Here is an 11,590-nt window from a genome sequence, read left to right as displayed (position 1 = left end):
AATTGATACTAGTATAACTCAGGTATTCGACAGAAGGCAAGTATTTATGATTATTTTCTACTTGCATAGTCTTATTTAGTTAAAACGATTTGGTCCGATGGGTCTCTAGCCATATCATCTACGATGATTTGATTACCGTTTACAGTGTAAATTTTGACATCATCACCAATAATCATGCGTTGATTTGCTGCATCAAATGTGACCTGTTTGACTTTCTGATCCCCGTCAGATTCGAGCTCAGTCCATGTACCAGTCGTTCCAGTTACCACTAAAGTAATACGGTCTCCGTCATCCTGACCGGTATAAGTCCCATCAATATCAGTCGGTTGAGCCTCAGGTGCATTTTATGAAGAACTTGTTGCTACCTGGTTTGTATTTTCTGTAGACGATGAAGCAGTAGGTTGTGATTGCTGAGTTTGTTGTGTTTGCGCTTGAGCTGCTGGTTGTTGAATCTGTTGAGCTCTTTGTGAACAAGCTACTAAGAGACTAAGACTTGCTAGAGAAGCAAGAGAACGTGTGAATCTTGTTAATTTCATGATGGATTTCCTTTCTGCTACCAATTTAGAGAAATTTTCTCTAACCAGCAATTCCCCTAGTATAACAAGTTCAAAAAAGGTGGTCAATTTATCTGTTCATGCCCCAGCAGGTAGCTCCGTACTTCTGAGATAAAATAGAGAGACCCTGTAATGAATAACAAGTCCTGCGTATCGGCTTTTTCTTCGAAACTGCTGATAAATTCTCGGTAAGAAGAAACTATATCGTAACCTGTTACATCTGTCTCATCCAAAGAACCTTGATAGTCAAAGCCAGTCACCTTGAGTTCCACCTGAGGTAAATTTTCAGTCAGATAACCCAACATCCCTTGATAATCCTTCCGTTTCAAGGCTCCAAATAGGATTTGAGGACGATAGGCTTCCTGCTCTTTTTCTTTGATAAACTCAACCAAGCGAGTCAAGGCAGGGAGGTTATGAGCACCATCCAAGTAAATCTGTGGGCGAATACGCTCCAAACGTCCAGCCCAATGGGTCTTCTCCAAAGCCTGTCTTACAACCTGCTCATAAACAACTTCCTTTCCTTCTCCCATAAAGAGAAGAAATGCTTGCAACGCCAAGGCCGCATTTTCCTGCTGATAAGCTCCTTCTAAGCCTATGTTCAGCTGTGAAAGATTTAGTAAAGAGCTTGAAAAATTACCATTCAGCATTGAAAAATCTTGACCTGCCTGATAAAGATCAACAGCTAAAGAGTCTGCTTTTTTCTGACAGACAAGCCTAGCTTCTGGAGGCAATTTCGCAATCACTGCCTTCTTACCAGCCTTGAAAATACCAGCTTTCTGCTCTGCGATTGCTTCCAGACTATCACCCAAGGTTTCCTGATGGTCAAGCCCAATGGAGGTGATAACAGCAAGCTCTCCAGTTACCACATTGGTCGTGTCAAGTAAGCCGCCAATTCCCACTTCTAGTAAAACCAAATCCACTTCTTGCTCTCTAAAATAAAGAAAAGCAATCAAGGTCAGCAGTTCAAAAAAGGACAACTGATCATGGGTTTGCAGAAGCGTTTTCTCCATCTCCTTGACCTGCTCAGCCAAACGGATAAAGTCTGTGTCTGCTATAGATTGCCCATTAATGCAGATTCGATCATTGATAGAGACGATATGAGGGGAGGTAAAGGTCGCGACTTTTTTGCCATGCCCCATAAATAACTCCCTCATAAAAGCAATGGTAGATCCTTTCCCATTAGTCCCTGTTACATGGATAATAGGATAAGACTTCTCTGGATTCCCTAACAAATCCACCGCTTGCTGTATTCGGCCTAAACCTGATCGAAAATTCAAACCAATCCGACTATAAAGCCATTCTCCTACTTCAAACATACACATCTCCTTGACAAAAGTCTAATCAATTATCTAGCAAAATTCCGTAGATAACAAAAAATGAGGTCAGGATTTTCGTCCCGACCTCTCACCTGGTTAGCTAATCACTAACAACTATGAATATTAACTTGGGCTAAAACATCCACAGGACGTTCCAACTCTTCCCCATTTCTGGGAGTTGGGCTGATACAGTCTCCCAGACTACCTGCGTTTCTAATTTCTAGCGCAGGGCTAAAAACGTCCACAGGACGTTCCAACTCTTCCCCATTTCTGGGAGTTGGGCTGATACAGTCTCCCAGACTACCTGCGTTTCTAATTTCTAGCGCTGGGCTAAAAACGTCCACAGGACGTTTTTACTCCTCCATAAAACTATTGAAGACTTCTTCAATCATGTTCCATTCGTCTTCTGAGTCTTCTGGGATTGGTTGCAATTCGCCTTCTGTTCCATCTTCGTTTTCGATGAATGAGTAAGCTTGGATTTCAACTTGTCCGTCTTCGTCTTCTTCTGCGTTAACTGGTACTAGAAGAACATAGTTTTTACCAAATTCTTCTTTTCCATCAATTGTCAAAAGGATTTCAAACAAGGTTTCATTTCCTTGCTCATCTACTAGTGTGATTAGTTCACGTTCTTCGTGGTCGTGGTTATGATCGTGTGACATATCCTCTCCTTTATATTAAAATTTTCTATCTAAATAATTTTGTAAAATCAGCTGAGCTGCTAACTTATCAATGACTTTCTTGCGCTTATTGCGACTGATATCTGCTTGTTCAATCAACATACGCTCAGCAGCCACTGTTGTCAAGCGTTCATCCTGATAGTCTACTGGTAAACCAAAAAACTCTTCTAGCTTTGCTCCGTAGGCTTGACTAGCTTCTACGCGCGGTCCGCTTGTATTGTTCATGTTTTTAGGCAGGCCCACTACAAATCGTTCCACCTTGTAAGCATCAACCAGCTCCTTAACGCGGTCAAAACCAAATTGGCCTTGCTCCTCATTGATTTGGATGATTTCAAGCCCTTGAGCTGTAAAACCGAGCGGATCGCTAATGGCCACCCCTACCGTTTTTGAACCGACGTCCAATCCCATAATTCTCATAGGTTACAGATCGACTCCTTGTCCTTTAAGGTAGTAGCGAACCAATTCCTCAACGATTTCATCACGCTCATACTTACGGATTTGATTTCGTGCATTATTATAACGAGGAACGTAGGCAGGGTCTCCACTCAATACGTAACCTACGATTTGGTTAATTGGGTTGTAGCCCTTATCGTTCAACGAAGCATAAACATCTGTCAAAGTTTCGCTAATTTCTTTTTTATTGGAATCGTCCAATTTAAAACGTACGGTTTCTTCAGTAAATCCCATTCTAACACCCTCTTTCCTTAGAATAGTACCATTATAGCATAATTCCTTACCTTCTACAATTCAGGCAGTTTATTTATTTGGATTTTCTATTGTTCTGTCGCACCATTTGCCAATCTGTCTGAAATATATTTGCTTGGTTCATTCTTCAAAAGATTTTCTAAGCCAATATTCTTCAAATATTCTAACTGAGAAGCCTTCTTGACATCCAAAACTTGAAAATCAAAACCAGTCGTTGTTTGAAGTTCTGTTGCACTCAATAGTTTTGTTTCAAGCTTAAATCCTGCTAATTTACGAGCTTCTATGATGGAGTCGTCTTTCTCTTCCGCCTCGAGAAGAGCTTTTTGAGTTTCCTCCACTCCATGTTGGTCAATGTAGGTCTTCAGCTCATCTGAGACTGGACGCTTTTGTTGGATAGTTAGACTCAAAAAAATCTTGTCTTTGTAAGTAATGGTTTGGATCTGCTGGCTACCATCATCTGACTTGGGCAAGACCAAAGTCTTGGTTACAACTGTATTCTTCTCAGCATTTTCAATAACTGGCAATGCCGACTGAAGCGTATCTTTTTCTGTTTTTGTAGCTGGTCCAGTTTCTTTTTTCTGTCCGCAACCAACCAGGACAAAAAGGAAAGCTAGACTAACAAGAACTATTTTTTTCATTTCTTTCTTCTTTCTTTTTGAAATTAAAATAGAATAAGACTGGGAATTGCTCCCAGCCTTGATGTTTATAGAGCTGCACGCAAACGTGCTTCTGCATTTTCTACATTACGGACAGAGCGTGGTAGGAAGGCACGAATATCGTCTTCCTTATAGCCAACTTGCAGGCGTTTTTCATCTACAAGGATTGGGCTCTTTAAAATTCTAGGTGTTTCCATAATCAGATTGAGGACTTCGTTAACACTCAAATCTTCAATATCCACTCCAAGGGCTTTGGCATAGCGATTTTTAGATGAGACGATACTGGCTATTCCGTTATCTGTTTTGGTTAGAATATCCAGTAATTCTTCTCGCGTAATTCCTTCTTTACCAAGGTTTTGTTCTTTATAACTTAACTGGTGGGCATTAAGCCAGGTTTTTGCTTTTTTACAGCTAGTACAACTTGAGACTGTATAAATTTTAATCATGTACCTACCCCTTTCGCTACATGTTACTATCAGTTTAGTCTATTATACCATAAAAAACATCCGACTTGCGACCTATTTTTAATTTTTTTTGACTTTTTTCGTCATTTTCGTACTTTTTTCTTGACAAACAACTAAATGACTATCAACTCTTTTGGAGCTAGGGTCAATAATTCACAACCTGTCTCTGTAATCAGGATATCATCCTCGATACGAACGCCATATTTGCCTTCGATATAGATACCTGGTTCATCGGTCAAGGCCATACCTGCCTTAATAGTTTCTGTAGAAGTTTGGCTAAAGTAAGGCTCTTCATGGATATCCAGTCCAATACCGTGTCCGATACCGTGGGTAAAGTAGTCACCATAGCCTGCCTCGATGATAATATCACGAGGAATTTTGTCAAAGTCACGGAAACCTAAGCCAGCCTTAGCCCGTTCAATCAAGGCTTGGTTAGCTTTTAGAACTGTATTGTAAATCTCTGCTTGCTCGTCGCTGACATGCCCCAGATAGATAGTCCGTGTCATATCACTGACATAGTGGTCGTAGAGGCAACCGAAGTCCATGGTAATGGCTTCTCCTAGCTCCACTGGTTTGTGCATAGGATGGGCATGGGGTTTGGAAGAATTGATACCGCTAGCTAGAATTGTGTCAAAAGACAAGCCAGATGCTCCCAACTCACGCATGCGGAAGTCAAGGAAGTTGGCAATCTCAATTTCAGTCTTTCCTGGCTTAATAAAGTCAAGCGCATCGCGAAAAGCTTGGTCTGAGATAGAACAAGCCTTGCGAATAGCTGCAATCTCCGCCTCATCCTTAATCATTCGAAGACCCTCAACAAACTGAGTCTGTGGAAGCAAGTCAATTCCTTCAAAGGTTGCCTGCATACGATGATAATAAGAGACCGAAATCTCATCTTCAAAACCGATTCGAGACAAGCCCATGTCCTTAACAATTCCTGCAATAACAGCTAATTCATCGCGGTCAGCTACAATCTCAAAGCCACTGGTTTCTTGCTTGGCTGCAATGATATAGCGAGAGTCTGTCACCAAGACCTGACGGTCACGGCTGATAAAGACTGTTCCGTTTGAGCCCCAAAAACCAGTCAAATAATAGACGTTTTTAAGGTTATTGATGATGATACCATCTAGTTCTTTTTCTTGCATTTTATCTAGAAATGCTTGTACGCGTTTATTCATGATGTAATTTTCCTTTCAAATACTGTCCTGTGTAGCTGGCTTGGTTAGCCGCTACTTCTTCTGGAGTTCCTGTTGCGATGATGGTTCCACCACCGACACCGCCCTCAGGTCCCAAGTCAATAATATGGTCTGCCGTCTTAATAACATCTAGATTGTGCTCGATAACAAGGACTGTATTGCCATCGTCTACAAAGCGAGCCAAGACTTTAAGCAAGCGAGCGATATCCTCGGTATGAAGCCCTGTCGTCGGCTCATCCAGAATGTAGAAAGATTTTCCTGTCGAGCGTTTGTGGAGTTCACTAGCCAGTTTCATACGCTGGGCCTCTCCCCCAGAAAGGGTGGTAGCTGGTTGCCCTAGCGTTACGTAGCCTAGCCCTACATCCTTGATAGTCTGGAGTTTGCGTTGAATCTTAGGAATGTGTTGGAAGAACTCCACCGCATCATTGACGGTCATGTCCAAGACCTGCGAGATATTCTTTTCCTTGTAGTGAACTTCTAGTGTTTCACTGTTGTAGCGGGTTCCGTGGCAGACTTCACAAGCCACATAAACATCTGGCAAGAAGTGCATCTCAATCTTGATAATCCCGTCACCCGAGCAGGCTTCGCAACGGCCACCCTTGACGTTAAAACTGAAACGTCCCTTCTTGTAGCCACGAATCTTAGCTTCATTTGTCTGAGCAAAAAGGTCACGTATATCGTCAAAAACTCCTGTATAGGTAGCTGGGTTGGACCTCGGCGTTCGTCCGATAGGACTCTGGTCAATATCAATCAAGCGGTCTACATGCTCAATCCCTGTAATCGTTTTGAATTTACCTGGTTTGTCTGAATTACGGTTGAGCTTCTGGGCAATGGCTTTTTTGAGGATGCTGTTAATGAGGGTCGATTTCCCTGAACCTGATACACCAGTCACTGCGATGAATTTTCCTAGTGGGAAGCGAGCTGTGACATTTTGCAGGTTGTTCTCACGCGCTCCTGTCACTTCGATAAAACGACCATTACCAACACGACGCTCTTCTGGTACTGGAATGGCACGTTTGCCTGACAAGTACTGGCCTGTGATAGACTTACTGTTGCGAGCCACCTGTTTGGGCGTACCTGCGGCAACAATCTCCCCACCAAAAACACCGGCACCGGGACCAACGTCAATCAGATAATCAGCCTCACGCATGGTATCTTCGTCATGTTCTACTACTATGAGAGTATTGCCCAAGTCACGCATCTTTTTGAGACTAGCAATCAGACGGTCATTATCCCTCTGGTGGAGACCGATTGACGGCTCATCTAGGATATAGAGGACGCCAGATAGATTGGAACCAATCTGGGTTGCCAAACGAATACGCTGGCTTTCCCCACCTGAAAGGGTTCCTGCTGAACGTGACAGAGTCAGATAATTAAGACCCACGTTATTAAGGAAGGTCAAACGATCCTTGATTTCCTTGAGAATGGGACGAGCAATGATGGCTTCATTTTCAGACAAGGTCAGCTGGCTCACCAAGTCCAAGTGGTCTGCGATAGATAGGTCTGAAATGTCTCCGATATGCGGCCCTTGCTCGCCACCCACACGAACAGACAAGGCCTGGTCATTGAGACGATAGCCGTGACAGGTTCCGCAGGTCAGCTCATTCATGTAGAGACGCATCTGGGTGCGGGTATAATCGCTGTTTGTCTCGTGATAACGACGCTTGATATTATTGATAACTCCCTCAAAAGGAATGTCAATATCGCGCACACCACCAAATTCATTCTCATAGTGGAAATGGAATTCCTTGCCATCTGAGCCGTAGAGAATCAAGTTTTTATCTTCTTCTGACAAGTCCTCAAAAGGCTTATCCATATCCACTCCAAAGGCTGTCATAGCCTGCTCTAGCATGTTGGGATAGTAGTTGGATGAGATAGGATTCCAAGGTGCTAGCGCTCCCTCACGTAAGGTTTTGCTGGCATCTGGCACTACCAAATCAGTATCCACCTCCAACTTGATGCCCAAACCGTCACACTCACTACAAGAGCCAAAAGGAGCATTGAAGGAGAAGAGACGTGGCTCTAACTCTGGAACAGTAAAGCCACAAACTGGGCAGGCATAATGCTCAGAGAAGAGCAACTCCGAATCGTCCATAGTGTCGATAATGACATAGCCTTCTGCGATACGAAGGGCAGCCTCAATGGAATCAAAGAGACGACTACGAATGCCCTCCTTGATGACAATACGGTCAACCACGACATCGATATTGTGTTGCTTGCTCTTGGACAAGTCTGGCACTTCGGTCACATCATAGACTTCCCCATCCACACGGACACGGACATACCCATCTTTCTGAACCTTCTCGATAACACTCTTATGTTGACCTTTTTTCTTGCGGATGACAGGGGCCAAAATCTGCAAGCGCTGGCGTTCAGGTAACTCCAAAACCTTATCAACGATTTGCTCCACCGAAGAAGCCTTGATAGCTCCATGCCCCTTGATACAGTAAGGCGTCCCCACACGTGCGTAGAGAAGACGCAGATAGTCATTGATTTCAGTCGTTGTTCCCACCGTCGAACGAGGGTTTTTGCTAGTCGTTTTCTGGTCGATGGAAATAGCTGGGCTGAGACCATCAATAGCATCTACATCTGGTTTTTCCATATTTCCCAAGAACTGACGAGCGTAGGCGGACAAACTCTCTACATAGCGACGTTGTCCCTCCGCATAGAGGGTATCAAAAGCCAGACTGGACTTCCCTGAACCTGACAAGCCAGTCACGACAACCAACTTGTCTCGCGGAATCTCCACATCAATATTTTTTAAATTATGGGCACGCGCCCCATGAATGACAATTTTATCTTGCATCTTTGTTCTTTCTAGTCCATTATTGCTTACCATTATACCAAAAAAAGTGAGATTCTATTACCCAAAAGGCCGATTTTGTAGTATAATAGTACGGTGTGAAAAAATCTGAAAAATGAGAAAGGATAAGGGATATGAAACAAGTTTTTCTCTCTACAACAACTGAATTTAAAGAGATCGATACGCTTGAACCGGGTACTTGGATCAATCTCGTTAATCCGACTCAAAATGAATCACTCGAAATCGCCAACACCTTCGATATTGATATTGCCGACCTTCGAGCACCGCTCGATGCGGAAGAAATGTCTCGTATTACCATTGAAGACGAGTATACCCTGATTATCGTAGACGTGCCGGTCACGGAGGAAAGAAATAACCGCACCTACTACGTAACCATACCGCTTGGTATTATCATCACTGAGGAAACCATTATCACTACGTGTTTGGAACCACTACCTGTCCTTGATGTCTTTATCAACCGTCGTTTGCGTAATTTCTATACCTTCATGCGTTCGCGTTTTATCTTCCAGATTCTCTATCGCAATGCAGAACTTTACCTAACAGCCCTTCGTTCGATTGACCGTAAGAGTGAACAAATCGAAAGTCAACTGCATCAATCAACTCGTAATGAAGAATTGATTGAGCTCATGGAATTGGAAAAAACTATCGTCTATTTCAAAGCCTCCCTCAAAACAAATGAGCGCGTGATTAAGAAATTGACCAGTTCAACCAGCAATATCAAGAAATACCTTGAGGACGAAGACCTGCTTGAAGACACCCTGATTGAAACCCAACAGGCCATCGAGATGGCAGACATTTATGGAAACGTCTTGCATTCTATGACAGAGACCTTCGCCTCTATCATTTCTAACAACCAGAACAACATCATGAAAACCTTGGCTCTTGTGACCATCGTCATGTCCATCCCAACCATGGTCTTTTCTGCCTACGGGATGAACTTTAAGGATAATGAAATCCCCCTAAACGGAGAGCCAAATGCCTTCTGGTTAATCGTCTTTATCGCCTTTGCTATGAGTGTCTCGCTCACTCTCTATCTCATCCATAAAAAATGGTTCTAAGAGGAGTTCCTATGTCTCAGATTGATCTACAAAAATTAACTAAGAAAAACCAAGAGTTTGTCCACATTGCTACCCAACAATTCATCAAAGATGGGAAAACAGACGCTGAAATCCAGACTATTTTTGAGGAAGTCATTCCCCAAATCCTTGAGGAGCAATCTAAAGGTACAACTGCCCGTTCCCTATACGGCGCACCAACTCATTGGGCTCATAGCTTCACTGTCAAAGAGCAGTACGAAAAAGAGCATCCAAAAGAAAATGATGATCCAAAACTCATGATTATGGACTCAGCTCTTTTCATCACTAGCCTCTTTGCCCTCGTCAGCGCCCTCACAACTTTCTTTGCTGCAGATCAAGCTTTCGGCTATGGATTTGTCACTCTCTTATTAGTTGGACTGGTTGGTGGATTTGCCTTCTACTTGATGTACTACTTTGTTTACCAATATTATGGACCAGACATGGATCGCAGTCAACGCCCGCCTTTCTGGAAATCTGTACTAGTTATCCTAGCTTCTATGTTCCTTTGGTTGCTTGTCTTCTTTGCAACAAGCTTCCTACCAGCTAGCCTTAACCCAGTACTGGCTCCATTGCCATTGGCTATTATCGGAGCAGCCCTCCTAGCCCTTCGCTTCTATCTCAAGAAACGCTTGAATATCCGCAGCGCAAGTGCAGGACCAACACGCTATCAAGAATAAGAAAACGATAAAAGCAACTGCAGGTGCGGTTGCTTTTTCACTTACTTTTTTGATTTTAAAGTATTCTTCTGACATCCACATAGCTCTATCTAATCTTTTGTGATAAAATAGGCTCATACTCAATGAAAATCAAAGAGCAAACTAGGAAGCTAGCTGCAGGTTGCTCAAAGCACAGCTTTGAGGTTGCAAATAAAACTGACGTGGTTTGAAGAGATTTTCGAAGAGTATTAAAAGTATTCTTCTGAAATCCCACATAGCTTTCTCTTATATTTTGTGATAAAATAGGCTCAATCTATTTCTAGGAGGATCAGATATGATTTCTACTATTGGTATTGTTAGTTTATCTAGTGGCATTATCGGAGAGGACTTTGTCAAACACGAAGTAGACTTGGGTATCCAACGTCTCAAGGATCTGGGACTCAATCCTATCTTTTTGCCCCATTCGTTAAAAGGATTAGACTTTATCAAGGACCATCCTGAAGCGCGTGCAGAGGATTTGATTCATGCCTTTTCTGATGATAGCATCGATATGATCCTATGTGCCATCGGTGGAGACGATACATATCGCTTACTACCTTATCTTTTTGAAAATGACCAACTCCAAAAGGTTATCAAACAAAAAATTTTTCTTGGCTTCTCGGATACAACCATGAACCACCTCATGTTGCATAAATTAGGAATCAAGACTTTTTATGGTCAATCCTTTTTAGCAGACATTTGTGAATTAGACAAAGAAATGCTAGCCTATAGCCTTCACTACTTTAAAGAATTGATTGAGACGGGAAGAATTTCAGAAATCCGCCCTAGTGACGTTTGGTATGAGGAACGAACTGATTTTAGTCCCACGGCCCTGGGAACACCTCGTGTCAGTCATACAAATACAGGTTTTGACTTGTTGCAAGGAAGTGCCCAGTTCGAGGGGAAAATCCTCGGTGGTTGCCTCGAATCCCTCTACGATATCTTTGACAACTCTCGATACGCAGATAGCACGGAGCTCTGCCAAAAATACAAACTTTTCCCTGACTTGTCAGACTGGGAAGGGAAAATCCTCTTGCTCGAAACAAGCGAAGAAAAGCCTAAGACAGAAGACTTCAAAAAGATGTTGCTAACTTTAAAGGACACTGGCATATTCGCGGTCATCAATGGACTCTTGGTCGGAAAACCTATGGATGAAACTTTCCATGATGACTATAAAGAGGCACTATTGGATATCATTGACAGCAATATCCCGATTGTCTATAATCTGAATGTCGGCCACGCAACTCCAAGAGCAATTGTACCCTTTGGGGTCCATGCTCATGTAGATGCACAGGAACAAGTCATTCGCTTTGACTATAACAAATAAAGCTGGGAAAAGTTTCTCAGCTTTTTTCTCGGTATCATTACTGGCATTTTCATCACATATTACAGCAAATTGAAACTAGAATAGTACACCTCTACTTCTAAAA

General features: G+C 42.7%; 12 protein-coding genes and 1 pseudogene. 3 read left to right on the top strand and 10 right to left on the bottom strand.

Going from position 1 to position 11,590, the window contains the following annotated elements; genetic code table 11:
- Positions 1–71: 71 nt before the first annotated feature.
- From HT729_RS01595 to uvrA, 10 genes and pseudogenes are all read right to left on the bottom strand, one after another.
- Positions 72–536 (bottom strand): annotated as a pseudogene (locus HT729_RS01595) (SP_0198 family lipoprotein).
- Between the two features lie 83 nt (positions 537–619).
- Positions 620–1,870 (bottom strand): folylpolyglutamate synthase/dihydrofolate synthase family protein, encoded by a 1,251-nt coding sequence (locus tag HT729_RS01590; RefSeq protein WP_000464365.1) that lies wholly within the window; start codon positions 1,868–1,870, stop codon positions 620–622.
- Positions 1,871–1,977: 107 nt separating this feature from the next.
- Positions 1,978–2,214, bottom strand: a complete 237-nt coding sequence (locus HT729_RS01585; RefSeq protein ID WP_191995009.1) for a hypothetical protein — start codon at positions 2,212–2,214, stop codon at positions 1,978–1,980.
- Between the two features lie 9 nt (positions 2,215–2,223).
- On the bottom strand, positions 2,224–2,529 hold the full coding sequence (locus HT729_RS01580; RefSeq protein WP_000017620.1) for a DUF1292 domain-containing protein: 306 nt from the start codon (positions 2,527–2,529) through the stop codon (positions 2,224–2,226).
- Between the two features lie 15 nt (positions 2,530–2,544).
- On the bottom strand, positions 2,545–2,964 hold the full coding sequence (gene ruvX / locus HT729_RS01575) for a Holliday junction resolvase RuvX (protein ID WP_172931585.1): 420 nt from the start codon (positions 2,962–2,964) through the stop codon (positions 2,545–2,547).
- Between the two features lie 3 nt (positions 2,965–2,967).
- Positions 2,968–3,234 (bottom strand): IreB family regulatory phosphoprotein, encoded by a 267-nt coding sequence (locus tag HT729_RS01570; protein WP_000507059.1) that lies wholly within the window; start codon positions 3,232–3,234, stop codon positions 2,968–2,970.
- 86 nt (positions 3,235–3,320) lie between these two features.
- Positions 3,321–3,890 carry an SP0191 family lipoprotein gene (locus tag HT729_RS01565; RefSeq protein ID WP_000725129.1) on the bottom strand — a complete coding sequence of 190 codons (570 nt, stop codon included), beginning with the start codon at positions 3,888–3,890 and terminating at the stop codon, positions 3,321–3,323.
- A gap of 65 nt (positions 3,891–3,955) precedes the next feature.
- A complete protein-coding gene (gene spx, locus HT729_RS01560; RefSeq protein WP_000591165.1) occupies positions 3,956–4,354 on the bottom strand; it encodes a transcriptional regulator Spx in 399 nt (132 codons plus the stop codon).
- A 131-nt stretch (positions 4,355–4,485) separates the two neighbouring features.
- The gene (locus tag HT729_RS01555; RefSeq protein ID WP_172931584.1) at positions 4,486–5,547 is read right to left on the bottom strand and encodes a Xaa-Pro peptidase family protein; all 1,062 of its coding nucleotides are present in this window, start codon (positions 5,545–5,547) and stop codon (positions 4,486–4,488) included.
- Positions 5,540–8,371 carry an excinuclease ABC subunit UvrA gene (uvrA, locus tag HT729_RS01550; protein ID WP_172931583.1) on the bottom strand — a complete coding sequence of 944 codons (2,832 nt, stop codon included), beginning with the start codon at positions 8,369–8,371 and terminating at the stop codon, positions 5,540–5,542. The genes HT729_RS01555 and uvrA overlap by 8 nt, the downstream gene beginning before the upstream one ends.
- 131 nt (positions 8,372–8,502) lie before the next feature.
- On the opposite strand from uvrA, the gene HT729_RS01545 reads away from it, so the two are divergent.
- The 3 genes from HT729_RS01545 to HT729_RS01535 all read left to right on the top strand — a co-directional run bounded on the left by HT729_RS01545 (position 8,503) and on the right by HT729_RS01535 (position 11,487).
- The gene (locus HT729_RS01545; RefSeq protein WP_000815629.1) at positions 8,503–9,447 is read left to right on the top strand and encodes a magnesium transporter CorA family protein; all 945 of its coding nucleotides are present in this window, start codon (positions 8,503–8,505) and stop codon (positions 9,445–9,447) included.
- A gap of 11 nt (positions 9,448–9,458) precedes the next feature.
- Complete coding sequence (locus HT729_RS01540; RefSeq protein ID WP_138008194.1) at positions 9,459–10,142, top strand: DUF1129 domain-containing protein; 684 nt, start codon at positions 9,459–9,461, stop codon at positions 10,140–10,142.
- Between the two features lie 313 nt (positions 10,143–10,455).
- The gene (locus tag HT729_RS01535; protein WP_138707690.1) at positions 10,456–11,487 is read left to right on the top strand and encodes a S66 peptidase family protein; all 1,032 of its coding nucleotides are present in this window, start codon (positions 10,456–10,458) and stop codon (positions 11,485–11,487) included.
- Positions 11,488–11,590 lie beyond the last annotated feature (103 nt).

The sequence above is a fragment of the Streptococcus sp. 79 genome (genome assembly GCF_013277425.1).
Classification (GTDB): Bacteria; Bacillota; Bacilli; order Lactobacillales; family Streptococcaceae; genus Streptococcus; species Streptococcus pseudopneumoniae.
Note: the sequence above shows the minus strand (reverse complement) of the source record. Positions and strands in the feature narration are given on the sequence as shown.